This is a genomic window from Nostoc sp. (genome assembly GCF_036918015.1).
GTDB lineage: Bacteria > Cyanobacteriota > Cyanobacteriia > Cyanobacteriales > Nostocaceae > Nostoc.
On the sequence record NZ_JBALEO010000019.1, the window covers coordinates 17,254 to 41,462 of the forward strand.

Here is a 24,209-nt window from a genome sequence, read left to right on the forward strand (position 1 = left end):
GTCAGTGATTAGTTGTGTTGACTTAGCACTTCTTAATTATTCAGGAGAGAGAATAATCAACCTTAAAGAACGTTAGGTTAATAAATAACTAATGATTTATAAAAGACATGAGTGAAAAAGAATGGATAGATACAACCTACGTATCTATAAGGTTTCTGGATTAACACATAGTTATTTTCACCAGATGTCTCTTTATTTCAAGCTGTTAATAGAGGAAAATTATGCAGACTAATCGCAAACAAACGGCTCTTATTACTGGTGCATCTGGCGGCATCGGTTATGAATTCGTGAAATTATTTGCTCAAGATGGTTACAATCTTGTGTTGGTAGCTAGAAGCGTGGACAAGCTGAATACAATAGCCGATGAATTTAAAAAGAAATTTGGTATTGATGTCAAAGTTATTTCCAAGGATTTATCTAACCCATCAGCCCCAGAAGAAATTTTTAGAGAGCTAGAACAAGCATCGATTAATGTTGATGTGCTGGTGAACAATGCTGGATTTGCTACCTACGGATTATTTAACGAAATTGACCTGAATGCTGAAATGCAATTGCTACAGGTTAATGTTTTATGTCTGACACATTTAACCAAGTTATTTCTCAAAGGTATGGTTAAACGGGGGTCTGGAAAAATATTAAACTTGGCTTCCACTGCTGCTTTTCAACCGGGGCCACTGATGGCAGTATATTACGCTAGCAAAGCTTATGTCTTATCATTCTCAGAAGCGATCGCTAATGAATTAGAAGGTACAGGTGTCTCGGTAACGGCGCTTTGTCCAGGCCCTACCGAATCTGGTTTTCAACAAAGAGCCGCAATGGAAGACTCAAAATTGGTAAGCGGTCAAAAAATTATGACTGCGGAAACAGTAGCCGAAATTGGCTATCGTGGTCTATTTGAAAACAAAACTGTTGTCGTTCCTGGAATTAAAAATAAGCTACTCGCTGAATCTGTAAGATTTACTCCCAGAAAGCTAGTAACTAAACTAGTCAGAAGTATGCAGGAAAGCAAGTAATAAGTAGGTCGGCGTAAATAATTAAGGCAGGGGGAAGACTTGTTGCAAGTTCTCACCTTTTGTCCCCTTATCCCCCTTGTCCCCTTATCCCCCTTGTCCCCCCTGCCCCCCTGCTCCCCTGCTCCCCTGCTCCCCTGCTCCCCTGCTCCCCTGCTCCCCTGCCCCCCTGCTCCCCTGCTAATCCCCCTGTGGATGCTCATCCCACAATGTTGTCAGTTCCCGTAAACTTTGATGATTCCCATTACCCAAAATCAGATGATCTAGTACCGGAATGCCCAAAAGCTGCGCTCCTGCTAACAACTGACGTGTCAATTCTATATCTTCCTGGCTGGGTTCAAGGTTCCCAGAAGGATGGTTGTGGGCAACTATTACCCGCGTTGCACCTTGACGAATAACTTCTCGAAAAATATCACGGGGAGAGGCTAAGGTTTCGGTTGCAGTACCAATAGTAATTACTTGCGTACCCAATAAGCGATTCTTGACATCTAACAGCACCACTGCAAAACGTTCTTGTACCTGCCACATCAAATCTTGACTGAGGGTAGCAGCAGCAGCGAGTGGGCTATCAATCAATGTGCCATCGTTGGGCCGAGATTGAAAGGCGCGTTTACCCAATTCAATTGCTGCTAAGATACTTGTCGCCTTCGCCGGACCAACACCAGAAATTTGCATCAATTCAGCAGGGCTAACTTCTCGCAGAACTACCAAAGGATCGCGTTGATGTTTGCCTAATTCGCTCAAGATATATTGTCCCAAACCCACAGCAGATAGTTTTCCCGGCCCTTGACCAGTGCCTAGAAGAATTGCGATTAACTCCGCTGTGGCTAAAATTTTTGCACCATGCGTCATTAATCGCTCACGCGGACGCTCATTTGTAGGTAGGTCGGCAATTCTGAGGCAATAGGTCATATTAAACTAAGAAAATAGCACCACACATAGAACTATCCTTAGTTATCCCTCGTTTGCTCTCAAAATCATCTTTATTTGAGAAAATCTTTAATTTTACCCGCCCGCCGTAGGCGATCGCACTTCCACAATCAACCAATAACAAGTTACTCAAGACTATTTGGAAAGAAAGCAGCAGGTGAAATATGAAAAAACTTCGCCAGTTCTTCAATGTGTCTAGTTGTTAATTTACGCTGCTTTTTCAATATGGCCGATATGATAGATTCTGTTTTGAAAATGGGTACTAAATCTTTTTGAAGTAGCCCATTCTCTTCTATCAAAACTTGAAGTAAATCTATTCCATAAATATCAGGCACAGGCTCTTGTGTTTGTTCAAACTCGTAAACTAGAGTGCCTAAAATATTAAGATAATCTTTTTCATCCAATGTTAGCGGAGCGCTATCTATCAAAGAATTAATAACTTTTTGAGTAGCAAATAACTCATCCTCAGTCTTGATAGGACGAGGAGGAAATGCTTGCAGCAGTTCAATGTAGGTAGGACGTTTATTTAAACCAAGGGTCATTTTTCCATTTGTCTGTATCGTACTCTGTATGAGTTAATACGTTGCGAATAAATACTTTTTGACTTTGATAGTCAATATAGGTAATGAGGCGATACTTGTTTCCTTGAATATTAAAAACTGTAAGCTCACCTACTGGATCGGCAGAGTTAAAAGCTTGGCGAACTTCAAGTATATTTTGCCACTTGGCTAATTTTGCAACTTTGTTCCAACCACGTAAACTAGATTCAGCGTCGGGATACTTTTGATAAAAAAGTTTTAGTGCTGTATTGGAAATAATATGCATAATAAATGAATTTTTTCAAAATAAAGCTCATAATAACTTTCCTCGAAGTGTCAAACCGTAGTTATTCAAACTTAGCAATTTGCTAAGTTGATGTCAAGAGTTTAATGATTAGGTTTTTTGCTTTACCCCTCATGACAGTAGACTTTCAGTGAAAATATGCTTGTTACCAAGTTTAATAAATGCAATTATGTACCTGCTGCCATAGGCGATCGCTATGTTCGATGATTTATTCAACAATCTGAAAGGTTTTATTGACTCTAAACTTCAAGAAGTCGGAAACGATCTGCAAAAGCGCTTCGGTGTTCCCGAACCCGCAGAGCCATTTGTGCTGATTCGTCAATTCACACCTGCCGATTCCACTGTGACAAAGGGATGTATTGCAATTGTCGGAGAAAGCTGGCAAATTGAAGCTTATGACGATAATACTCAGCGCTTTCTAACTAATAGTACAGATCCTTTGCGAGATGTTATCTTATTTGAAGTTGCAGAACCCGATGTCCAAGAGTGTGTTCTTGCTTGTCAATTTAATGCCAAAGCGCTAAACACAGAAAAACCAATTAAAGTTAGTTTAGGTTTTCGGAGAACAGGACAATGGGGCGGAAGAGTCACAACTTCATGGTTTACAGAAGTTTTACTAACGGAAGATTTGCAGCCTTATGAAGCGCGTGCCCATTTTAAAAAAGAAGCAGATGCTGCCACAGTTCAAATCAGTGTGCAATTTGAAAGTAGTGGCATTCTTGAGATTAGAGATATTGAATTGTTGCAAGCGCCTGTAAAGTAACAATCATGAGCAATACCTGAAATTTGAGTAATTAGCAAAGTACGCTATGTTTGACGAGCTATTCAACAATCTGACAAATTTTATTCTGTCTAAAGCTCAGGAAGCCCTTAAGGAACTGGAAAAACCCCTTGCTATTCCCGAAGCCGCAGAGCCATTTGTATTGATTCATCGATTCACACCTGCCGATTCCACAGTGACAAAGGGAGGCATTACAATTGTTGGAGAAAGTTGGCAAATTGAAGCTTATGACGATAATACTCAGCGCTTTCTAACTAATAGTACAGATCCTTTGCGAAAAGTCATCTTGTTTGAAGTTGCAGAACCCGATGTTCAAGAGTGTGTTCTTGCTTGTCAATTTAATGCGAAAGCGCTGAACACTGAAGAATCAATTGCAGTAAGTTTGGGTGTAGGTAGACCAAGAGAATCGAGCGGAATGAGAACAACTTGGGGTAGAGGAGTTTCACAAACGGAAAATTTTCAGCCTTACAAAGTGCGTGCCTATTTTAAAAAAGAAGCGAATGCTGCCAAGATTCAAATCAGTGTGCAGTTTGAGAGTAGTGGCATTCTTCAGATTAGAGATATTGAATTGTTGCAAGCCCCTGTAAAGTTGCAATCATAAGCAATATCTGAAATTTGAGTAATTAGCAAGGTGCGTAGTTTATCGCCGTAGCGATCGCATAATTCAACAGCTTAACACTGCACTGCTAATTAACTAAGTCTGACAACAAGCGGATTTGCCTCTACGCAAACCATTTAAACCCCTTCATTGTCGCTAATTACTGATAAATTTGCGTTGCTTTCAACATATGGTAGGTAATGATCAACTGAGTCAAAGCCAGAGGATAACTTTGCAGTGTTTCTCCAGTTGTACCAGCAATTTTACCCAGTTCTGGATTACTTTCGCGATCGCAAATATTTCGTAAATGGGGCATATCAGAACAAATAATATGCTCTAGCTTATTCACCTGTTCTAAGGTGGCATGACCATCAACTTCTAAGACATCTACAGGTTTACTCATATCTCTGTCTAGCCCCAAGCGGATTGCTGAGTCAGAATTACCATAGCCAGAGTTGATAATCTCGGTAAAATCTGGGTGGGGAATTGTCGGACGTAATACCAGACGGACATTCAGATGTCCATTGATTTCATCATCATTCTCAGCAGGTGGATAGAAACTAATGACTATATCAGACCATTGTCGCTGCGGACGAATAAATTGTGCTGAGTCTGGTTCACGCTTTTCTAGTTCCGCTAGCACTTGTTCAGCAGTGTAACCGCGCTTTTGGGTGTCTCGCTTGACTTTCCATTTAGCGCGTAGTTCTTCAGGCGGTGCAAGGTAAACTTTTACGTCGTAAGAGTCACGGGCGGCACGAGTAGAATAACCGAGTAATCCCTCAATGATCACAAATTTACTGGGCTTGATGTACTGTGGTGGCTCGAATGTACCGGTTTTATGGCTGTAAACTGGCTTCAGAATTGGCTGTCCTGTACGTAGCAACGATAGATGTTGCTGCATAATATCTAAGTAGTTGCAGTCCGGGTGGAGGGCAGTAATACCAATTTCTGCACGTTGTTGGCGATCGTAACGGTGATAATCATCTGTACAAATGAGCGTGACATTTTCTGGGCCGAGTACCTGAGCGATTCCTCGCGTTAGTGTTGTTTTACCAGCCGCACTATCGCCGACAATACCAAGAATTATTGGACGGCTCATCATAACCTCCCACAATAAAAACAACTTTAGTAATAAAATACCCACAATAGTTTTTATTCTAGAAGGGTTTAAGCAAGTAACTTAAACAAAGACCTAGTATGCAATATCTCTACACATAAAATGTGTGTGCGATGCCTACGGCGGTAAACTACGCTTTTTGCATAATAATAACAATTTATATGGTTGTTAGAATATCTGTACGCATAAAAACTAAACATCCCCTGTTAATCCTACTTTCAGACGCAGATATTCAATTTTGATACAAGCATCCATAACTACATTCAGTCCTGCATCTATAGCTTTTTGTGCTGATGGTTGATGCCAGATACCCAGTTGTGTCCATACAGTTTTCGCATTGATAGAAATTGCTTCATCTAAAATTTCTGGCAAGTACTCAGAACGGCGAAACACGTTAACAATATCCACGGGTTCGGGTAATTCCTGGAGTGCAGCATAACTGGGTTGACCGTCAATGTCTTTAATTAGCGGGTTGACGGCATAGACTGTATAGCCTTTTTGTCGCAAGAATTGGGCGATTTGATAACTAGTGCGTTGGGCGAAGCCCTTGCCTTAGGCATCGCGTTTATCAGAGTGACCCACAACAGCGATAGTTTTGGCTTGGATTAATATCTCGCGCAGAGCGTTATCATCTTCTTTAAGGTTTGGCATGATTTAAAATATCCTAAGCGTAGGCGCAGCCCATCGTAGACATCGCTTTGCTCATCATACTGAGTTGCATTTAAATATAATTTTGGCTTTTAAAAAATCATTTAGGAATATCAAAGACTCGTCCGCGAGTATAAAAGACTCATTCACGAGTATAAAAGACTCATTCACGAGTATAAAAGACTCGTCCGCGAGTATAAAAGACTCGTCCGCGAGTATAAAAGACTCGTCCGCGAGTATAAAAGACTCGTCCGCGAGTATCAAAGACTCATTCACGAGTATCAAAGACTCGTCCACGAGTAAAAAAGACTCGTCCACGAGTATCAAAGACTCATTCGCTATTCTCCATGCCCAATGCCCATGACAACTAAAACACTAGGACTCGAACAAAACCTCTATGACTATTTACTGTCAGTCTCTCTCCGAGAACCGGAAATTTTAACCCAACTGAGACAGGAAACAGCCCAGTATCCAATCGGGAGAATGCAGATTGCTCCCGAACAGGGGCAGTTTTTGGCGTTACTGGTGCAGTTGCTAGGAGCTAAGAAAACTTTGGAAATTGGGGTATTTACAGGTTATAGTTCCCTGGTGGTGGCATTGGCATTACCGAGCGACGGTAAGGTGGTAGCCTGTGATATTAGTGAGGAATTTACAACGATCGCTAGACGTTATTGGCAACAAGCAGGAGTGGCAGATAAAATTCAACTGCATATTGCCCCAGCTTTGCAGACTTTAGATCGACTACTAGCAACAAAAGAAGCAGAAACTTTTGATTTTGCTTTCATCGATGCTGATAAGAGCAACTATGATGGCTATTATGAGCGATCGCTGCAATTAGTGCGTCCGGGGGGATTGATTGCGATCGATAATGTTCTTTGGTCAGGCAGGGTTGCCGACCCCCAAGTGCAAGATAATAGAACTAAAAGAATTCGTGCCTTTAATCAAAAACTGCATCAAGACCAGCGAGTTAGTCTTAGTGTAGTAGCGATCGCAGATGGCTTAACTCTGGCACTGAAAAAGTAAAGCTGAGTGCTGAGTGCTGTTAGCGGATAGCTAGGGTTTAGCCCGAGTGCTGAGTCAAAACCCAGTTGTTTCAAAACTTTGAGCAATCAATACTGTCCTAATCTGTGTGACTACAGCTATAAGTTGAGCGAAAATAGCTCTTATTGTTCGAGCATTTGGAAGAATCGGGTAAAGTAATCTGGAAAAGTCTTCGCTGTACAACCAGGATCTTGAATTACAATCCCTGGAACCTTCAAGCCAGTGACAGCAAAAGCCATCGCCATTCGATGATCGTGATAGGTTTCAATTGCCGCCGGGGTAATGGGGCCAGGTTGAATTTTCAGTCTATCTGCAAATTCTTCAACTTCAACTCCTAGCCGCCGCAACTCTGTCACTACAGCTTTAATTCGGTCAGTTTCCTTATAGCGAATATGTTCCACATTCCGAATGGTAATCGGTGAACTGGCAAAGGGCGCGATCGCTCCTAATGTTTGCACTAGATCCGATATATCATTCATATCAATGTCGATGCCTTGCAATTGCTTCGGCCCCGTCACTTCGGTGTAATCATCCCCATCCTTAATTTGGCAACCCATCTGTTCTAAAACATTCAGCCAGAGAATATCACCCTGACAGGATTGTTTGGTCAAATGTTTTACCCGCACCCGTCCACCCGTGACGGCGGCGGCGGCAAAAAAGTAAGAAGCATTTGAGGCATCGGGTTCTACTGTGTAATGTCGAGCTTGGTAACGTTGACCGGCTTTAATCTGAAATTGATTATCGCCGATTTGAATCACCTCCACGCCAAAATCTGCCATCAGACGACAGGTCATTTTGATGTAAGACTGAGAAACCAATGTACCCTCAACCTCAAAAATCGTATCCTGTTGAGCGTAAGGCGCAATCATCAGCAATGCCGAAAGTTGCTGACTTGTTTGGTTGGCTTTCAAGCGAAAATTTCCGCCAGCGAATCCCTGGCTATAGAGAGTGTAGGGCATAAACCCGGAGTTACCCTCGAAGTTAACAGTTGCTCCACCTGTTTCCAGCACCGTCAGCATGTCACCCATTGGTCGTTCTCGCATCCGGGGAACGCCATCTAGCCGATATTCACCGTTCCCCAGTGCCACCAGCGCCGAGATAAACCGTGCTGTAGTACCTGATAAACCCACAAATAAATCTGCCTGTTTAGCTGGAATGTCACCTCCCCTTCCTGCAATCTGAATCTGAGCCAGATTAGGATTGAGAGTTATGGGAATACTCAATTGCTCTAAACATTTGGCAAAATACTCGCTGTCTTCACTAAATAAGGCATTTTCTAAAATGGAGTCACCTTGCGCCAAAGCAGCGACAAGCAACGCCCGATTGGTAAGACTTTTAGAACCGGGAATTTCTACTGTGGCATCCACTGGCCGATTTAGAGCAGGAATTGCAATGGTATCCACTTTAAACCTCTACGTAGGCGGTTAGCTACAACTTTATAATATTGCCATATCTTGAGCAAAAGGGGCAGGGGAGTAGGGAGTGTGAGTTACAAGTAAATAGTGAGGAATAAGATTTTAAAACTTATAAAACTTATAATTTATAACTCGCAACTCATAATTCAGCACGGGTTAAACCCTAGCTATCCGCTAACAGGACTCTAGAAAGATGCAATTTATCGATCAAGCAAAAATTGAAATTGAAGCTGGTAAAGGCGGCGATGGTATTGTCGCTTTCCGGCGAGAGAAGTACGTGCCGACTGGCGGCCCCTCTGGTGGTAATGGGGGACGAGGTGGTTCGGTATTTTTCGTTGCCGAAGAAAACCTACAAACTTTGTTGGACTTCAGATACAACCATCGCTTTCAGGCAGAAAAGGGTACTCGTGGTGGGCCAAATAACTGCACTGGGGCAGGAGGAAAGGATTTAATTATCGAAGTTCCCTGCGGTACAACCATTTATGATGCTGAAACTGGCGAACTGCTGGGAGATTTAACTGAGCCGAAGCAGACTTTGCTGATTGCCCAAGGTGGTAAAGGTGGACTGGGAAATCAGCATTTCTTGAGCAACCGTAACCGCGCCCCAGAATATGCCCTCCCAGGATTACCAGGGGAAATAAAGCAGCTGCGCCTGGAGTTAAAACTTTTGGCAGAAGTCGGGATTATTGGCTTACCAAATGCTGGTAAATCTACTTTAATTTCATCTTTATCCGCTGCACGCCCGAAAATCGCAGACTACCCCTTCACTACCCTGATTCCAAATTTGGGTGTAGTGCGGAAACCTACTGGCGATGGTACTGTTTTCGCCGACATTCCCGGACTAATTGAAGGAGCAGCTCATGGGGCAGGGCTGGGACATGATTTCTTGCGCCACATCGAGCGCACACGGGTGCTACTTCACTTGATTGATGCCACTAGTGATGATGTGGTTAGAGACTACAACACCATTAAGGAAGAATTACAAGCTTATGGACGGGGTTTAGCAGAACGTCCGCAAATTTTGGCGCTGAATAAAATTGATGCAGTCGATCGGGAAACCGTCGATTTGGAGGCGTTAGCCACCCAACTTAATCATCTCTCCTACGCCCCGGTTTTTGTGATTTCAGCGGTTACTCGCACCGGGTTAGACCCGATGTTACAGGAAATTTGGGGAATTCTCGACCAAATGAAGGTTCCTGAAGAAGTGGAGGTATTTAGCTAACGAAATGACGAATTATGTTGACGGATGTTGAATCAGGGGAATCTTAATCACAAACTCAGCGCCTTGTCCTGGCTGCGAAAGACATTCTAAAGAACCGCCATGTTTTTCTGTAATGATTTGGTAGCTAATGGCAAGCCCCATCCCCGTACCTTGGCCGATGGGTTTGGTAGTAAAGAAGGGATCAAATAGTTGTTTTTTGACATCTTCTGGTATCCCCAATCCATTGTCGGCAATCCTAATTGTTACCTGATTTGGCTGCTGTAGTTGGGTGCGAATGCAAATTGTCGGAGAAGTCATTAGTCCTTTGTAATTTGTCCTTTGTTTAGAGTTGTTTCCTAATGACAAATGACAGATGACAAATGACTCTTCCAAGGCATCGATCGCATTTGACAAAATATTCATGAATACTTGATTTAGCTGCCCTGCGTAACATTCAACCAGCGGTAGTTTGCCGTATTCTTTGATTATTTCAATTGTTGGGCGCTGGTCATTACCCTTGAGGCGGTTTTGCAAAATCATCAAAGTACTGTCGATTCCCTCATGGATATCAACAGCTTTCATTTCGGCTTCATCCAAGCGCGAAAACGTTCGCAGGGAAAGTACAATCTCGCGAATGCGGTCTGCCCCAACTTTCATTGAGTTGATTATTTGTGGGAAATCTAATTTCAAAAAGTCTAGTTCGATTTGTTCTACAAAATCCTGAATTTCTAGCACAGGTTCAGGATAATGACTTTGGTAAAGTTGCAAAAGTGAAAGTAAATCTTGGGTGTATTCTTTGGCAGGAGTGAGGTTGCCATAGATAAAATTGACTGGGTTGTTGATTTCGTGTGCTACTCCTGCAACTAGTTGACCCAAACTAGACATCTTTTCAGTTTGAATCAAGTGAGTTTGGGTGTTTTGAAGTTCCCGGAGTGCAACTTTAAGTTCTTCGGCTTGTTGTCTGAGTTGCGCTTCCGACTTTAGCAGGGCTTCCTTAGCTTGTTTGCGTTCTGTAATGTCCCTAGCAACAGCTACCCGACAGAAAGGCTCTCCTGTTTCAGGATGTTTAACCATGAAGATGCTGCAATCAGTGGGAATTTCTATACCTGTTTGAAAATGTCTATGGCGAAACTCGCCTTGCCAGAAACCATGTTGAATCATTAAAGGAGTAATTTGCTCTTTCAACTCTACAAAAGCTTCTGGTGAATGAAAATCATCCAAGAATTTGGTTTTGGCTACCTCCAGGTTACTAAGTCCCACCATCTTGAGTCCAGCAGGGTTTACATAGACAACTTGTCCTTCCATTGAAGCAATGCCAATAAAGTCGCTGCTGTTTTCAATCAATGCGACAAATTTTTGCTGTTCCTCTTCAGCGCGTTTGCGTTCTGTGATGTCTAACACCATTGAAGCAACGCCAAGCACCTGGCCATCAGGAGCGACTAAGGGGTTGTTATACCACTCACAGACCATCGTCCTGCCATCTTTAGTGATGTTCTCGTTGACACTAAAACTTCCTCCACGTTGTGTTAACAGGGCAGTAATAATCTCATTTACGTGCTTTCTGGCATTTTCAGGTACTACGATCTCAAAACGATTCCCCAGCATTTCCTCTGTGGTGTACCCAAAGATTCTTTCTGCTGCGCGATTCCATGTCTGAATCTCAAAGTTGGTATTCCATTCAATAATGGCTAAAGGTGTTTGTTCAATCAGCAATGCCAGCCTTTGCTTTGAAGCCCTGAGTTCTGCCTCTGCTTGCTTATATTCGGTAATGTCGCGATAATACCAAATCCTACCGTAGTAATCTCCTAAAGGTGATATCTCATCGCCAGCCCCTTGCTGTTTACGCACGGGTGCAGAATAGCGCTCAAAAATCTTTCCAGACTTGAGGAAAATTTCATCATGGCTGCTTTCCTCTGGATGCTGGTAAAGATACTTCACTTTCGCTACAAATTCGTCTGGATTTACTAGTTTGTCTAGTACCCATCGCACGAGTTGGCGATCGTCCCCTTTTTGGATTAGTGCCGCAGGAATTTGCCATAACTGGGAGAATTTCTGATTAAATGATGTAACTGTAAAATTTTCATCAATAATCAGAATTCCTTCGATGGAAGCTTCTTGTTGAGCTTGGAGTACAGCATTAAGGCGGTGTAGGTCTTTCTCTGCTTGCTGGCGATTGTGCAGCGCAGCTTGCTGTTCGCTGATGTCGCAAAGCAACCAACGCCAGCCGACCTGCTGACCCTGTGAATTATACATAGCAACCATTTTGATCCGAGCCAGAAAGGCTGCACTTCTTTGTGGCTGTAGATCGATTTCCCAATCCTGCACTTGCTGTAAACTTGCCAATTGGTTCATAAAGGTTTGGCGGCCTGATTCAGCGATAAACAGGATGAATGGTTTACCTACCAGAAATTTTTGTCTCACAGATAGTAAGGCTGCGGCTATATAGTTAGCCTCTTTGATGATACCGACTAGATCCGTCACCAAGTAAGCATCTGGGGCGAGATCGAACAAATCCTGGTAACGCTGATGTTCTAATTCAGCCTTTTCACGAGCGATCGCTAATTCTTCGTTTTGTTGGCGCAGTTCTTCCAGGGTTTCCCGAAGTGCCTCGCAGGTTTCCATAAGATTGGTACTATCGGTAATGCCAGTCACATCTTGAACTTTCCCGACTTCATTCTGTAAAATGATGTCTCGAATACTACCAACCAGAAATTGATTACCAGTCTCATCCTGAAAGCAAGACTTTTTTGTAGAGATGAGATGGGTTATACCCTGAGCATCAGTAAAAAGATGCTGGTTCTCATTAGTAATATTTGTCGTGAAAACCAGTTCATCTATTTCCCGGAACACATCAGCTTCTACTTGCGGAAAAAAATTATAGTCTGACTTGCCAATTAATTCTTCTCGGCTATGACCGACGAAATCACAGTAGTGATCGTTCAGTAATACCCAACGATGTTGACGGTCTTTGACAAAAATTGGGTCAGAGATGCCATTAATTATTTGATGCAGAAATGCTGGGGAGAAGTTTTGCTCTCGTGTGTTTTTTTGCTCGTGGTTATCTAAGTATCGAGAATGGTTCATACCCAAATTTATTTCTAAAATGGAGCTAAATAGCTTTTGTTTAGTTCCCTGTGTGTCAGCATGAGTAGTATTTATTATTCCCAGAATCACTACGGATGCAACAGGGAATTGGGGATTGAGAGGATTGTGTTCTGGGGGAACAAAGAGATGAGGTTAGGTTTGCTTAGGCGATCGCTGTGGCGGGCTACGCCAACGCATTCATCAACTGTGATGCGGCTTTTTTGAATAGCATAATTGATACGAAACCTTAAAGTACTTACGGTATCGTTAAATTCGTGGATTAGACTAAGACTAGAACCACAGTGTAACAATCAAAGGAAGATTATGATGAGCGATCGCGACTATACCTTAATCATTGATAAAAGCGGTAGTATGTCTACACCCGACCAAGTGGGTGGTAGAAGTAGATGGGAAATCGCTCAAGAGTCTACTCTCGCCTTGGCCAGAAAAGCCGAACAGTTTGACCCAGATGGGATCACCGTTTACGTGTTTTCTGGGAGATTTAAACGCTACGATGATGTCACCTCAGCCAAAGTCGCCCAGATATTTCTCGAAAATGATCCTTCTGGCACCACAAACTTAGCAGGTGTACTTCAGGATGCCCTCAATAACTACTTTCAACGCAAAGCAGCCGGTAAAACCAAGCCAAACGGAGAGACAATTTTAGTTATCACCGATGGTGAACCAGACGATCGCAAGGCTGTGTTTGAAGTGATCATTCATGCTACTCGCCAAATGGAGCGTGATGAAGAATTAGGAATTTCGATTATTCAAGTAGGTTCAGATGCCCAAGCAACTAAGTTCCTCAAAGCTTTGGATGATCAGTTGCAAAGTGTCGGCGCTAAATTTGATATTTGCGATACCGTCACTTTAGACGACTTAGAAGATATGAGCCTTGCAGATGTCTTGAGCAACGCCATAACTGACTAATGTGTTGATCGCCCATAGTTCAGTAACTGTTAATTATTAATTGGAGAATTGAATAATGCTAGAAAATCGTGATTATACCTTGATTATTGACAAAAGCGGTAGCATGGCAACCCAAGATCAAAAGGGTGGTAGAACTAGGTGGATTGCAGCCCAAGAATCAACTTTGGCTTTAGCTAGCAAGTGTGAGCAATTTGACCCAGATGGCATTACTATCTATGTATTTTCTGGTAAATTTAAACGATACGAAAATGTCACATCCAGCAAGGTATCACAAATTTTTCGAGAGAACGATCCCTCTGGTACAACTGACTTGGCAAGTGTGTTAAAACATGCAACTGATGATTATCTTCAACGCAAAGCAGCCGGTCAAACCAAGCCAAATGGTGAAACAATTTTAGTGGTTACTGATGGTGAACCGGACGATCGCAAAGCAGTCATGAGGGTAATTATTGAAGCTTCTCGTCGCATCGAACGAGATGAAGAATTAGCTATTTCTTTTATTCAAGTTGGCACAGATCAACAAGCTACCCGCTTTCTCAAAGTCTTAGATGATGAACTCCAAAGTGCTGGTGCTAAGTTTGATATCTGTGACACCATTACTATGGAAGATATGGAAGATTTGAGTCTATCGGAAGTGCTACTCAATGCTATTAATGACTAGCTATACTATTTATTAGGAATTGCAAAAATGGATTCCCTTGATAAGCTATTAGCTGAACTCCAAACTGAATGTCAAGAAGTACAACCACAACAGCAGCAGTCAAAATCAGCCACCGCCAAATCGTTTATTCCATCATCGCCAAAGTCAGCATCTTTTATGGATAAGCTTTTGGCAGATGTTAAGGCTGATTTTGCCGAAGAGGATGCTGCTATTGAATTAAAAAGACAGCAAGAACTAGAACAGGAAAGAATTCGACAAGAACAACTCAAGGCCAAACAACTAGAAGTTTTAAAAGTGCAGGCGAAAGAATGGTTAACCAAAGTAGATCCACTTTCGTCTGAAGGACTTTGGTTTGAAAGGTTTGCTGAAAGTTACCCTTCAAAATTAGAGGCAGCGATTGAATATTTAAGAAGCAACGAATAAAATAATTCGTAATTCGTAATTCGTAATTCGTAATTCGTAATTCGTAATTTGGAGAAATGTGCTAGCTCAAATTGTAAGTTAACAATTATTATTTATTACCTATGCTCAATATTAATGATGATTTGTTTGAGCTAAATGTTGCACAGCCCATTCGTGCATAGCATAGAGAATTGGTTGCAAAGTTTCTCCTAAAGGTGTCAGTGAATATTCTACTTTGGGTGGAATTTGGGGATAAACTTCTCGATGAATAATTCCATCTTCCTCCATTTCTCTGAGTTGCTGGGTTAGCATCTTTTGCGTAACTCCAGGTAAAGCTCGTTGCAACTCACCAAAGCGTTTGACACCTATCATTAATTCTCTAATAATCAAAACTTTCCAGCGTCCGCCAATCACTTTTAGGGTAGTTTCTACTTCACAAGTCAGCCTGAAATGGTTTTCTGCTTCAGCTTTCATAGTTTTTTTTGTAGGAATCACCTGACTCAGGTTTGGTGGATATACCGCTAGTTATTTGATTATTACTTGTTTTAGGTCTTTCATAACTAGTGTAGCAGCTCCGGGAATATGACAATAGAATAGATACTTGCTGTCTTCCACAGTCAACTGGAGGCAGATGTTTGATGATTACTGTTACAGAAGCAATCAAAGTGCGATCGCTTTTTGAATTACCTGTGTAACTATGTCAACAGTTAACAAATATATCTTTGTATTTTGCTATTATCAATCCCACAGAGGTAATGCAGGTAAATTTGGATGGGGAAATTAACTAAACCAGTGCGATTTTGGCTTTGTGCAACTATCATAATTTGGGGTTTGATGGGCTGCGATCGCTTTATTGGTAATTCTGGAGAACCAGTTGAGCGAGTCAGTGATGGCGATACTTTAGTAGTCAAAGATACCAATGGCAAAAACTTTACCGTGCGCTTTGCTTGTGTAGATGCGCCAGAAATAGCTCATACCAACAAAGAAAAGCAAAGTAAACGTACTAGCGATCGCAATCAATTTACTTGGGGTGTGAAAGCCCAAGAACGGGTGCAACAACTGGTGCAACAAGGAGGCGATCGCGTGACTTTGAATATTACTGATAGCGATCGCTATGGGCGTAAAATTGCCGAAGTCCGTTTAAAAAATGGCACTTTTGTACAACAGGTATTGTTGCAAGAAGGTTTAGCAAAAGTCTATCGTCCCTATTTAAATAAATGTCCTAGTAAAGACTTAGTTCAACAAGCCGAAGCCAAAGCGAAGGAACAACGGCTCGGCGTTTGGAGCGATACTAAATTTATAAATCCTTGGGAATATCGCAGCCTATCAAAGAAATAAAAACTCTAGCTGTTTCTATAGGATTACTATTTGATTTTTGAACAACACGTAGGGTGTGTTATCGCGAAGCGTAACGCACCATTTTCAAGGGTTTGGTGCGTTAGACTAAAGTCATAACGCACCCTACAAATACTTAATTTTTTTCAGAAATCAAACCGGATTCCTATAGTTGAATGCACTACATCTTTGCAGCATGATTTAGCAACTTCCAAAACTCCTCCCTACCTCCCTTGCCCCCTGCCCCCTGCCCCCTCCCTCTTCTACTCCTCTCCCCAAGTTTGCAGTTGCAAATAAACTAGTATTAACGTCACTGCTAATAACACAGTCGTTCCTGCTGCTGCATAACCAAAATCAAACTGTCCAAAAGCCTCTTGATAAATGTAGTAAACCAGCAGATTAGTAGAATTCAGTGGGCCACCACCAGTCATCACAAAAACTTGCTCAAAACTCCGCAATGTAAAAATTGCGGTAGTAATGACTGCAAATATCACAGTCGGGCGCAATCCGGGCAAAGTAATATACCAAAATTGTTGCCAAGCATTCGCTCCATCTAAGTCTGCTGCTTCATAACGACTGGAAGGAATTGCTTGCAACCCTGCTAAAAAAACTACCATATTGAAACCGAGTTGTTTCCAAATACTCATTAAAATAATTACTGGCATTGCCCAAAATGTATCTCCTAGCCAGGGGATTTCTGAAATGCCAAAAAAATCTAAAAGTCCGTTAACTGGCCCTGATGTTTGAAACAGCCAGCGAAATCCCAAACCGGCTGCCACAAGTGAGATAATTGAAGGTAGAAAATAAGCACTCCGCAGAATGCCCCGCAAGGGAATAGAACGGTTTAATAGTACTGCCAATCCCAAGGAGATAACTAAACTGGGAATGATGGTGGCAACAGTAAAATAAAAGGTGTTACCCAGAACTTGCCAGAAATCGGGGTCGAGTAGCAAGCGCCAATAGTTTTTTAAGCCTATCCAATAAATACCTTTTAAGCTGAAACTACCAGCAGTGAAACTGAGATAGAACAAATAGACGATTGGCCAAATGATAAAAACACCCAGCAAAATTAATGCTGGTGCGAGAAAAATCCACGCGGCTACTGTATCATTATCCAACCACGACTTAGTATATATTTTTGGCATCTATAAATTAACCCTCCTAGCTGTTATGACTCTCCGCCTTGATTCTACCCTTAGCTTAATTTCTCCCAACATTAGCGATGATTACCAACAATTCGCCCCTTTAAAACTGGGAATTATGGCTTCTGGGAATGGCAGCAATTTTGATGTAGTTGCCCAAGCTATCCAAGATGGGCGGCTAAATGCCCAAATTCAAGTTTTAATTTACAATAATCCCTCGGCGAAAGCAGCCGTCAGAGCAGCTAATAGAGGTGTAGAAACTGTCTTATTAAATCACCGCAACTATCAAAACCGAGAAGAGTTCGATCGTAAAATTGTGCAGACATTACAGCACTACGATGTAGAATGGGTGATTTTGGCAGGGTGGATGCGACTATTAACATCAGTTTTCATTGATGCCTTTCCTGAGAAGATTATTAATATCCATCCTAGTTTGTTACCTAGTTTCAAGGGAATCCATGCTGTAGAACAAGCCTTGGCATCTGGGGTAAAAATTACTGGTTGTACAGTGCATATAGCTTGCTTAGAAATGGATAGCGGCCCAATATTAATGCAAGCCGCAGTCCCAGTACTGCCAGATGATACAGCAGAAACACTCCACGCCAGGATTCAAATTCAGGAACATCGAATTTTACCATTAGCGATCGCTTTAGCAGCTTCTTCGTCAAAAGTTACACTAAGCGTAACGTAAAAATACATATATCAATTAGGGGCGCACAGATGCCATTTGTGTCAACTTAAGCCGAAAACTATATCGGAGAGGCGTTTTGCAAATCCCTTACGCCCTCATCCCCTAACCCCTTCTCCCAAGGGAGAAGGGAATGAATGTCTAGCTCCCCTCTCCCTTGGGGAGAGGGGCTGGGGGTGAGGGCAAAACGTTGTCACCAAGCGGGTTTAGCATTAAGTTGACACCTATGCACAGCTGCGCGCCCCTACTATTCATCAGAATTAGCTTCAGCAGTTTGATACGCTTGTAGGAGCCTAGCATGATCGAGAGTAAATCCTACTTGCATCGCTATCTGGGTAAATAAATCAATCTCAGATTGTTGCCAATCACGGGGTTCAGAACATTGGTGTGCAATTAACAAGCCAAATAGCTGTTCATCTTTGATAATTGGGGCTACTAAATTTGCTTTCACACCAAAAGATTCGAGCAGTTTAATGTGACAATCAGCCAAACTAGACTCATAAATGTTGTTGATTGCGACAACGCGACCAGATTGGTACTTTTCTACATAGCCTTGAGTGAAACAAGAATCGTGAATTTTAGACCGCAAAACTTTGGGATAACCTGGAACCACTGATTCACCAATGATAATTCCGAACCAATTAGCGTAAAAGCTATAAACTAACACTCGGTCAGTACTCAGTGCTTTGCGAACCTCTTCCACAGTAGTTTTGATGATATCCTCTTCCTTGAGGGATTGGCGAATGCTGCGGATAATATCCACTAATAACTGGCTTCGCATCCTTTCAGCTTCAATTCTTTGCAGGAGTCTTGCATGGTCGAGAGCAAATCCTACTTGCATCGCTATCTGGCCAAATAAATCAATCTCAGTTTGTTTCCAATCACGGGGTCTGGAGCATTGATGTGCAATTAACAAGCCAAATAGCTGTTCATCTTTAATAATGGGAGCTACTAGATTTGCTTTGACAGCAAAGGATTCGAGCAAGTTAATATGGCAGTCAGCTAAACCAGCTTCATAAATGTTATTGATTGCGAGAACGCGACCAGACTGATACTCTTCTACATAGCCTTGACCGAAACATGGGTCTTGGATTTCAGCTCGCAAAACTTTTGGGTAAGTGAGAACAACTGATTCAGCAATCACTGTTCCAGACCAATCAGCATCAAAGCTATAAACCATCACTCGGTCGCTACTCAGAGCTTTGCGAACCTCTTCCACAGTTGTTTTGAGGACATCCTCTTCGTTGAGTGATTGGCGAATAATGCCGATAGTATCTGCTAACAACTGACTTTGCACACCCTCAGCCTCAATGCGTTGCAGCAGTCTTGCATGGTCGAGAGCAAACCCGACTTGCATCGCTATCTGAGCAAATAAATCAATCTCAGATTGTTGCCAATCACGGGGTCTGGAGCATTGATGGGCAATTAATAAGCCAAATAATTGTTCATCTTTGAGAATGGGGGCGACCAGATTTGCTTTGATAGCAAAGGATTCAAGCAGGCTAATGTGACAATCAGCCAAACCAGCTTGGTAAATGTTGTTTGTGGCTACAACACGACCAGATTGATACTTTTCTACATAACCCTGACCAAAACATAAGTCTTGGATTTCAGACCGCAAAACTTTGGGATAACCTGGAACCACTGATTCGGCAATTATAATTCCAGACCAATTAGGGTAAAAGCTATAAACCAGTACTCGGTCAGTACTCAATGCCTTACGAACCTCTTGCACCGTCGTTTTAAGGACATCTTCTTCGTTGAGCGATTGGCGAATGCTGCGGTTAATTTCGATAAATACCTGAGCGTTATCTGCTTTGGTATCTACTTGTTGTAGAAGGTTGGCGTAGTCAAGGGCAAATCCTACTTGCATGGCTATCTGAGAGAACAAATCAATCTCAGATTGTTGCCAAAAGCGAAGTCTAGAACATTGATGTGCAATCAATAAACCGAATAGCCGTTTGCCTTTGAGAATAGGTGCTAATAAACTAGATTTGACAGCAAATTGCTCCAGCAACTCAATATCAGCATCACTGAGATTGCCTTGATGGATATTATCAATAGCATGGATGTTACCATTTTGATATTTTTCTATATACCCTGCCTCAAATCCCGGCTCAGAGACTGTAACCCCTAATATTTTAGGTAAACCGGGTGCTACTGATTCGGCGATAAAGGTTCCATTATAGTTGGAGTCAAAGCAAAAGATGGTGACGCGATCAATGCTTAGAGCTTTACGAATTTCTTCTGAGGTAGTTTTGAGAACATCTTCTTCATTGAATGATTCTCGAACCCAACGGGTAATTTTGATTAATAGTTGGGAATAATCAGCTTCGGCTTCTTTCTCCTGTACCAAAACCGAAAGTAGGTCTGTAAATAAGGTGATGTTTCTCTCTAACATCACTAATTCATCTTGGCTAGCGATGAAGACTTGAGTAAACTCACTGTCTGGACGTAGCCTCTTTTTAATATTATTAGAGATTGCAGCTGCCTTGCTGACTCGACTCATAACTCGATTCGTCACAAAAACAGCGATCGCACCTGCTAAAATTGCTGTCACTCCCATACCAGTTAACAAGAGTGACAATTGTCTTTGTAGAGCAAGTTCATTTTCTCTTGAACTTCTTGCACTCTCTTGTCTTACTTGCGGAATTTGTGTGTTAATTAAACTAATTCCATAGTTGTAAGTAGCCGTTCCAATTGCAACCACAGGAAGGACACTGATACTTAGTGCCCAAACTATTGCTTTAGTCTTTAAACTCCATTTTTGTTGCCAGAGTCTCTTTTGGCGATTTCGTCTTGCTTGGTTTTGAGAAAAAGACTGACTCATAAATGAAACCTGGATTGTTGCAATTGAGAATCAAGTAAATAACCTCACCACCAAATTCTACACAAACCTTATTAAACAAAGACTGGCTTTCAGGAGTATTTTAAGGCACTAATTTTCTAAGTCATGTCCCATAATGCTTTTGTTTCCTTTAAATTCAAAAAAATTGGGTCTGATTAACAGGTTTGTTAACAATCAAATGGCGATCGCTTGGTTGGAATGTCTTATTTTCTCATTAGAAGTTGTGGTTTGCTGACAAGACAGCCAAACAATCTTTATTTTTTAACAAGGTTCTACAGACTCCTTTTGACAGTTAACTTTACCCGTAATCTCATGTCCGCTTGATTACTGACATTACTTTTCAAGTACATGAGGGACAAAATGCAAGATTTATCTATCAGACACAAAAAGTTTGTACTTCCTGCCCCCTGCCCCCTGCCCCTCTGCTCCCCTGCCTCCATAGCCTAATCTGCAATCAACTCGACTGCATCTCGTCCATCACAATTTTGTAAGTAAACTTTGACAATTTCTTCTTTAGCTGTAGGCAACTTCTTACCAATAAAATCTGGGTGGATTGGTAATTCTCGATGGCCCCTGTCTACTAACACAGCTAAACGAATCACCTCTGGTCTACCGTAATCGTTGACTGCGTTCAAAGCCGCGCGAATCGTCCGTCCTTTGAAAATCACATCATCCACGAGTACAACCGTTTTCCCCGTAAGGTCAAAAGGAATTTCGCTTTTCGTTGGAGTCCGCAATCCAATTTTGTCAAGGTCATCTCGATAAAATGTAATGTCCAAAGCGCCGACTGACACAGCTACACCTTCCAGTGTCTCAATTTGACGCGCCAATAATTCGGCTAATAACGCACCCCTGGTATAAATACCAAGAAGCACCAGTTGAGACAAATCACGCGTCCTTTCGACAATTTGAGAAGCAAGACGAGTCAAGGTACGACGGATTTCTTCGGATGAGAGAATTTCAACTACTTTGGCAGACATAGCGAGTGATAAGTTAGGAGTGATGAGTTAAGAGTTAGGAGTTTTTATTCTTAACTCCTGTACAGACGCGATTAATCGCGTCTCTAACTCCTAACTTTATATTTATCATTACCTATTTGGGAGTATTAAGAATATTGCGATCGCTATCCCTAACCATAGCAAAAAACAATATCGAGTCAGCTGTAAAGCATTCTGAATAGAAGTTGCAGTAATGGCATAAATAGCATCTCCTAGCAGTGGTTTGTACTTAGCTACTCCCCGATACCAATTTGTACCCCCCATCTGCACACCTAAAAATGCAGCATAGGCGCACTCACTCCAGCCAGAATTGGGACTAGGATCTTTAATTGCATCCCGACGACAAATTTGCCAAATATGAATCGGTTTACCCGATAGCAGCGCCAGAGTCACAACTGTTAACCGACAAGGTAGCCAAGTCAAATAATCTTCTAACCGCGCACAAAACCATCCTAAATAAGTATAGGGTGCTTCCCGATAGCCCACCATTGAATCAAGAGTACTGCTGGCTTTATATGCTAAAGCTAAAGGAGTTGGCCCCACAACTGGTATAAAGATACCAACAATTGCATAAAAAAGCGGAGCCATTACCCCATCGGTGGCATTTTCTGCAACCGTTTCTAAAACGGCCCGCAAAATTTCTGCTTGTGAGAGGTTTTGGGTATCTCGACCAACGTAATTACTTAAAATCTTTCGAGCCTTCTCTAAATCTCCGACTGTTAAAGGTTGTAAAACAGCCTCCGCTGCTACTCGCAAACTTTTGCCAGCAAAACAACTAGCCAAAAGAATGCTATTTATTGCAATACCTAAGAGTGGATGAACCCATCTGGCAATTTGAATCATCAAAAAGCCAACAAGACCGCTACCAATTATCAAGATAATGCCTAGTACAATTCCAGCTAGGCGTTGTGTTAGAGAATTTTGACACAAGTGGAGAAAAAATTTGGTCAGGCGAGAAATTACCCACCCCATAACTTGCACTGGATGAGGCCAATCCCAAGGATCGCCAATTAAATAATCTAAAAATGCTGCAATTATTAAGATATAGATATTATTAGTCATAAGTTGCAAGTCTTGGGTTAAAAGTCAAGGGTCAATATTTTGACTATTGACTCTTGACTAAACCACAAAACTAGCTTCTTCTCCAAGGGAAGCTTGCCGACTGCGAGCATCGTAATAAAGGTCTGCCAGAGTAATACTGTATAAAGCTTCTTTGAGTTTTTGGTTGAGTCTCTGCCAGAGGCTAAACGTTACCCAATCTTCAGCTTGTGTTGGTGCTGGGGTGTGATGAGGTAAATGGCTAGTCTCGCCAACAGCTTCTAAAATTTCTCCTATAGATATTTGTGCAGGCTCTCTTGCCAATTGATATCCGCCGATGCTACCACGAATTGATTTAACTATTGAAGCACGGCGCATTTCTATTAGTAGTTTTTCGAGGTAAGGAGCTGGAATATCTTGGCGTTTTGCGATCGCTCTCACAGATGCAGGCCCATATCTTGGCTGTAAACTTAAATCTAGCAACGCCTTTACACTATAGTGTCCTCTGGTAGTTAATTTCATTTTGGCAAGCTTTGTTGTTTGTCCTTTATCTTCGTTGGCGCTGCGTCTCCTTGAAAAGAAATTCTGATGTCGGCTTCCGACTCTGAGACTTCTTTAGTTTGTCGTTTCTAAATAACCAATGACTAATTACCAATGACCAATGATTAAGGATCAGTTTTGCTTATCATTCTGTGACTCAGTTCTCATCCTTAAGAAATAGACAACCTCTTGAGGTTAGTTTAGAAAACTTAAAACTTATATAGTCTAGCAGTAATTCACAAACTATATATATAGTTATCAGCATTGCCAGCATTTTCTCAAATAGATTGTCTTGCCAATATTGGTAATCGCATAACAATTGTGCATCTGAGTGTAATATACTTGGCTAGGTTGAGATAAAAACTAAAGGATTATGTTCCTGTTAGCTCAACCTCAGCTAAAATAAAATCGATTCAAACACTTCAAACATTCATTTTCGACCTAAGTTGATGCCTAAACAGAAAAAAATTGAACCCTTACTCGGCGAAGAACTGCTCAAAAAAGTCAAAGAGCTAGAGAGCGAGAGCAAAGAAGACAAAGCCAAGAAGTGCGGCTACTATACCGTTACCAAAAATGGTATAGAACGCGTCAATATGATGAAGTTCTTAAATGCCCTAATTGATGCTGAAGGCATTCAGTTAGACAGTACACCCAGTGCTAATGGGCGTGGTGGACGTAGTGCTAGCTATAGAATTAGTGTGCAATCGAATGGTAACTTACTTATAGGTTCAGCTTATACAAAACAGATGAATCTTAAACCAGGAGATGAGTTTCTGATCACTTTAGGCAAAAAGCACATTCGTCTGAGACAGGTAGATCCAGAAGATCGTGAACATGATGAAGCCATAGAAGCCACGGCTTAATAAATAAATGGTCATTAGTCAATTCTTCTTTGTCATTTGTCCTTTGTCCTTTGTGAAAAACAATGACTATAAACAGTCATTAGTCAAGTGTCCTTT

At 41.8% G+C, this 24,209-nt stretch carries 23 protein-coding genes and 1 pseudogene; 11 read left to right on the forward strand and 13 right to left on the reverse strand.

All coding sequences use genetic code 11. From position 1 onward, the window contains the following. Positions 1 to 221 precede the first annotated feature (221 nt). On the forward strand, positions 222 to 1,013 hold the full coding sequence (locus tag V7K61_RS05170) for an SDR family NAD(P)-dependent oxidoreductase (protein WP_335051561.1): 792 nt from the start codon (positions 222 to 224) through the stop codon (positions 1,011 to 1,013). Positions 1,014 to 1,190: 177 nt separating this feature from the next. On the opposite strand, the gene radC is transcribed toward V7K61_RS05170, so the two are convergent. The 3 genes from radC to V7K61_RS05185 all read right to left on the reverse strand — a co-directional run bounded on the left by radC (position 1,191) and on the right by V7K61_RS05185 (position 2,765). Further along, complete coding sequence (gene radC / locus V7K61_RS05175) at positions 1,191 to 1,922, reverse strand: RadC family protein (protein WP_094344442.1); 732 nt, start codon at positions 1,920 to 1,922, stop codon at positions 1,191 to 1,193. A gap of 143 nt (positions 1,923 to 2,065) precedes the next feature. After that, on the reverse strand, positions 2,066 to 2,482 hold the full coding sequence (locus V7K61_RS05180; RefSeq protein ID WP_292817013.1) for a helix-turn-helix domain-containing protein: 417 nt from the start codon (positions 2,480 to 2,482) through the stop codon (positions 2,066 to 2,068). Beyond that, positions 2,463 to 2,765, reverse strand: a complete 303-nt coding sequence (locus V7K61_RS05185; protein WP_094352981.1) for a type II toxin-antitoxin system HigB family toxin — start codon at positions 2,763 to 2,765, stop codon at positions 2,463 to 2,465. The genes V7K61_RS05180 and V7K61_RS05185 overlap by 20 nt, the downstream gene beginning before the upstream one ends. Before the next feature lie 214 nt (positions 2,766 to 2,979). Between V7K61_RS05185 and V7K61_RS05190 the strand changes: the two genes are divergently transcribed. Both V7K61_RS05190 and V7K61_RS05195 read left to right on the forward strand, forming a co-directional pair. Next, the gene (locus V7K61_RS05190; protein ID WP_335051564.1) at positions 2,980 to 3,546 is read left to right on the forward strand and encodes a hypothetical protein; all 567 of its coding nucleotides are present in this window, start codon (positions 2,980 to 2,982) and stop codon (positions 3,544 to 3,546) included. 46 nt (positions 3,547 to 3,592) lie between these two features. Further along, the gene (locus V7K61_RS05195; RefSeq protein WP_335051566.1) at positions 3,593 to 4,165 is read left to right on the forward strand and encodes a hypothetical protein; all 573 of its coding nucleotides are present in this window, start codon (positions 3,593 to 3,595) and stop codon (positions 4,163 to 4,165) included. 157 nt (positions 4,166 to 4,322) lie between these two features. Here the strand turns inward: V7K61_RS05195 and V7K61_RS05200 are convergent, their stop codons facing one another. Both V7K61_RS05200 and V7K61_RS05205 read right to left on the reverse strand, forming a co-directional pair. After that, positions 4,323 to 5,261 carry a phosphoribulokinase gene (locus tag V7K61_RS05200; protein ID WP_334779963.1) on the reverse strand — a complete coding sequence of 313 codons (939 nt, stop codon included), beginning with the start codon at positions 5,259 to 5,261 and terminating at the stop codon, positions 4,323 to 4,325. A 210-nt stretch (positions 5,262 to 5,471) separates the two neighbouring features. Beyond that, a pseudogene (locus tag V7K61_RS05205) lies at positions 5,472 to 5,804 on the reverse strand (CoA-binding protein); the annotation flags it as partial. A 483-nt stretch (positions 5,805 to 6,287) separates the two neighbouring features. Between V7K61_RS05205 and V7K61_RS05210 the strand changes: the two are divergent. Next, complete coding sequence (locus V7K61_RS05210; protein WP_335051568.1) at positions 6,288 to 6,950, forward strand: class I SAM-dependent methyltransferase; 663 nt, start codon at positions 6,288 to 6,290, stop codon at positions 6,948 to 6,950. Between the two features lie 140 nt (positions 6,951 to 7,090). Here V7K61_RS05210 and aroA read toward each other — a convergent pair whose 3' ends face one another. Continuing rightward, positions 7,091 to 8,371 (reverse strand): 3-phosphoshikimate 1-carboxyvinyltransferase, encoded by a 1,281-nt coding sequence (aroA, locus tag V7K61_RS05215; protein ID WP_335051570.1) that lies wholly within the window; start codon positions 8,369 to 8,371, stop codon positions 7,091 to 7,093. Between the two features lie 205 nt (positions 8,372 to 8,576). Between aroA and obgE the strand changes: the two genes are divergently transcribed. Beyond that, complete coding sequence (gene obgE, locus V7K61_RS05220) at positions 8,577 to 9,605, forward strand: GTPase ObgE (RefSeq protein WP_335051572.1); 1,029 nt, start codon at positions 8,577 to 8,579, stop codon at positions 9,603 to 9,605. A gap of 12 nt (positions 9,606 to 9,617) precedes the next feature. On the opposite strand, the gene V7K61_RS05225 is transcribed toward obgE, so the two are convergent. Beyond that, complete coding sequence (locus V7K61_RS05225; RefSeq protein ID WP_335051574.1) at positions 9,618 to 12,668, reverse strand: PAS domain S-box protein; 3,051 nt, start codon at positions 12,666 to 12,668, stop codon at positions 9,618 to 9,620. A gap of 324 nt (positions 12,669 to 12,992) precedes the next feature. On the opposite strand from V7K61_RS05225, the gene V7K61_RS05230 reads away from it, so the two are divergent. From V7K61_RS05230 to V7K61_RS05240, 3 genes are read left to right on the forward strand one after another with little or no spacing between them, the layout of a single operon-like run. After that, complete coding sequence (locus V7K61_RS05230; RefSeq protein WP_335051576.1) at positions 12,993 to 13,598, forward strand: vWA domain-containing protein; 606 nt, start codon at positions 12,993 to 12,995, stop codon at positions 13,596 to 13,598. A gap of 55 nt (positions 13,599 to 13,653) precedes the next feature. After that, on the forward strand, positions 13,654 to 14,259 hold the full coding sequence (locus V7K61_RS05235; protein ID WP_335051579.1) for a vWA domain-containing protein: 606 nt from the start codon (positions 13,654 to 13,656) through the stop codon (positions 14,257 to 14,259). Positions 14,260 to 14,286: 27 nt separating this feature from the next. Beyond that, a complete protein-coding gene (locus tag V7K61_RS05240) occupies positions 14,287 to 14,682 on the forward strand; it encodes a salt stress protein, Slr1339 family (protein WP_335051581.1) in 396 nt (131 codons plus the stop codon). A 111-nt stretch (positions 14,683 to 14,793) separates the two neighbouring features. On the opposite strand, the gene V7K61_RS05245 is transcribed toward V7K61_RS05240, so the two are convergent. Then, positions 14,794 to 15,135, reverse strand: a complete 342-nt coding sequence (locus V7K61_RS05245) for a winged helix-turn-helix transcriptional regulator (protein ID WP_334720091.1) — start codon at positions 15,133 to 15,135, stop codon at positions 14,794 to 14,796. Positions 15,136 to 15,432: 297 nt separating this feature from the next. Between V7K61_RS05245 and V7K61_RS05250 the strand changes: the two genes are divergently transcribed. Further along, on the forward strand, positions 15,433 to 15,999 hold the full coding sequence (locus V7K61_RS05250) for a thermonuclease family protein (RefSeq protein ID WP_335051584.1): 567 nt from the start codon (positions 15,433 to 15,435) through the stop codon (positions 15,997 to 15,999). A 260-nt stretch (positions 16,000 to 16,259) separates the two neighbouring features. Here the strand turns inward: V7K61_RS05250 and V7K61_RS05255 are convergent, their stop codons facing one another. Then, a complete protein-coding gene (locus V7K61_RS05255) occupies positions 16,260 to 17,141 on the reverse strand; it encodes a carbohydrate ABC transporter permease (protein ID WP_335051586.1) in 882 nt (293 codons plus the stop codon). Positions 17,142 to 17,166: 25 nt separating this feature from the next. Here V7K61_RS05255 and purN point away from each other — a divergent pair, with 25 nt between their 5' ends. Beyond that, entirely contained in the window at positions 17,167 to 17,829 is a 663-nt protein-coding gene (gene purN, locus V7K61_RS05260; RefSeq protein ID WP_334720095.1) for a phosphoribosylglycinamide formyltransferase, read from the forward strand. 244 nt (positions 17,830 to 18,073) lie between these two features. Here the strand turns inward: purN and V7K61_RS05265 are convergent, their stop codons facing one another. The 4 genes from V7K61_RS05265 to V7K61_RS05280 form a co-directional block, all read right to left on the reverse strand. Next, positions 18,074 to 20,656: a GAF domain-containing protein gene (locus V7K61_RS05265; protein WP_335051589.1), complete on the reverse strand. Its 2,583-nt coding sequence runs from the start codon at positions 20,654 to 20,656 to the stop codon at positions 18,074 to 18,076. A 461-nt stretch (positions 20,657 to 21,117) separates the two neighbouring features. Further along, positions 21,118 to 21,654 (reverse strand): bifunctional pyr operon transcriptional regulator/uracil phosphoribosyltransferase PyrR, encoded by a 537-nt coding sequence (gene pyrR / locus V7K61_RS05270; protein WP_094353001.1) that lies wholly within the window; start codon positions 21,652 to 21,654, stop codon positions 21,118 to 21,120. 108 nt (positions 21,655 to 21,762) lie between these two features. After that, positions 21,763 to 22,734, reverse strand: coding sequence for an adenosylcobinamide-phosphate synthase CbiB (gene cbiB / locus V7K61_RS05275; RefSeq protein WP_335051591.1), 972 nt, complete (start codon positions 22,732 to 22,734; stop codon positions 21,763 to 21,765). Positions 22,735 to 22,791: 57 nt separating this feature from the next. Continuing rightward, positions 22,792 to 23,232 (reverse strand): Rrf2 family transcriptional regulator, encoded by a 441-nt coding sequence (locus V7K61_RS05280; protein WP_289798377.1) that lies wholly within the window; start codon positions 23,230 to 23,232, stop codon positions 22,792 to 22,794. Between the two features lie 467 nt (positions 23,233 to 23,699). On the opposite strand from V7K61_RS05280, the gene V7K61_RS05285 reads away from it, so the two are divergent. Next, the gene (locus V7K61_RS05285; RefSeq protein WP_335051593.1) at positions 23,700 to 24,113 is read left to right on the forward strand and encodes an AbrB family transcriptional regulator; all 414 of its coding nucleotides are present in this window, start codon (positions 23,700 to 23,702) and stop codon (positions 24,111 to 24,113) included. The last annotated feature ends 96 nt before the right edge of the window (positions 24,114 to 24,209 follow it).

What these genes read in the sequence shown, in the direction of transcription:
- V7K61_RS05170 (WP_335051561.1), top strand. Translation starts at nt 222, where the DNA reads ATGCAGACTAATCGCAAACAAACGGCTCTTATTACTGGTGCATCTGGC.
- radC (WP_094344442.1), bottom strand. Translation starts at nt 1,922, where the DNA reads ATGACCTATTGCCTCAGAATTGCCGACCTACCTACAAATGAGCGTCCG.
- V7K61_RS05180 (WP_292817013.1), bottom strand. Translation starts at nt 2,482, where the DNA reads ATGACCCTTGGTTTAAATAAACGTCCTACCTACATTGAACTGCTGCAA.
- V7K61_RS05185 (WP_094352981.1), bottom strand. Translation starts at nt 2,765, where the DNA reads ATGCATATTATTTCCAATACAGCACTAAAACTTTTTTATCAAAAGTAT.
- V7K61_RS05190 (WP_335051564.1), top strand. Translation starts at nt 2,980, where the DNA reads ATGTTCGATGATTTATTCAACAATCTGAAAGGTTTTATTGACTCTAAA.
- V7K61_RS05195 (WP_335051566.1), top strand. Translation starts at nt 3,593, where the DNA reads ATGTTTGACGAGCTATTCAACAATCTGACAAATTTTATTCTGTCTAAA.
- V7K61_RS05200 (WP_334779963.1), bottom strand. Translation starts at nt 5,261, where the DNA reads ATGAGCCGTCCAATAATTCTTGGTATTGTCGGCGATAGTGCGGCTGGT.
- V7K61_RS05210 (WP_335051568.1), top strand. Translation starts at nt 6,288, where the DNA reads ATGACAACTAAAACACTAGGACTCGAACAAAACCTCTATGACTATTTA.
- obgE (WP_335051572.1), top strand. Translation starts at nt 8,577, where the DNA reads ATGCAATTTATCGATCAAGCAAAAATTGAAATTGAAGCTGGTAAAGGC.
- V7K61_RS05225 (WP_335051574.1), bottom strand. Translation starts at nt 12,668, where the DNA reads ATGAACCATTCTCGATACTTAGATAACCACGAGCAAAAAAACACACGA.
- V7K61_RS05230 (WP_335051576.1), top strand. Translation starts at nt 12,993, where the DNA reads ATGATGAGCGATCGCGACTATACCTTAATCATTGATAAAAGCGGTAGT.
- V7K61_RS05235 (WP_335051579.1), top strand. Translation starts at nt 13,654, where the DNA reads ATGCTAGAAAATCGTGATTATACCTTGATTATTGACAAAAGCGGTAGC.
- V7K61_RS05240 (WP_335051581.1), top strand. Translation starts at nt 14,287, where the DNA reads ATGGATTCCCTTGATAAGCTATTAGCTGAACTCCAAACTGAATGTCAA.
- V7K61_RS05245 (WP_334720091.1), bottom strand. Translation starts at nt 15,135, where the DNA reads ATGAAAGCTGAAGCAGAAAACCATTTCAGGCTGACTTGTGAAGTAGAA.
- V7K61_RS05250 (WP_335051584.1), top strand. Translation starts at nt 15,433, where the DNA reads ATGGGGAAATTAACTAAACCAGTGCGATTTTGGCTTTGTGCAACTATC.
- V7K61_RS05255 (WP_335051586.1), bottom strand. Translation starts at nt 17,141, where the DNA reads ATGCCAAAAATATATACTAAGTCGTGGTTGGATAATGATACAGTAGCC.
- purN (WP_334720095.1), top strand. Translation starts at nt 17,167, where the DNA reads ATGACTCTCCGCCTTGATTCTACCCTTAGCTTAATTTCTCCCAACATT.
- V7K61_RS05265 (WP_335051589.1), bottom strand. Translation starts at nt 20,656, where the DNA reads ATGAGTCAGTCTTTTTCTCAAAACCAAGCAAGACGAAATCGCCAAAAG.
- pyrR (WP_094353001.1), bottom strand. Translation starts at nt 21,654, where the DNA reads ATGTCTGCCAAAGTAGTTGAAATTCTCTCATCCGAAGAAATCCGTCGT.
- cbiB (WP_335051591.1), bottom strand. Translation starts at nt 22,734, where the DNA reads ATGACTAATAATATCTATATCTTAATAATTGCAGCATTTTTAGATTAT.
- V7K61_RS05280 (WP_289798377.1), bottom strand. Translation starts at nt 23,232, where the DNA reads ATGAAATTAACTACCAGAGGACACTATAGTGTAAAGGCGTTGCTAGAT.
- V7K61_RS05285 (WP_335051593.1), top strand. Translation starts at nt 23,700, where the DNA reads ATGCCTAAACAGAAAAAAATTGAACCCTTACTCGGCGAAGAACTGCTC.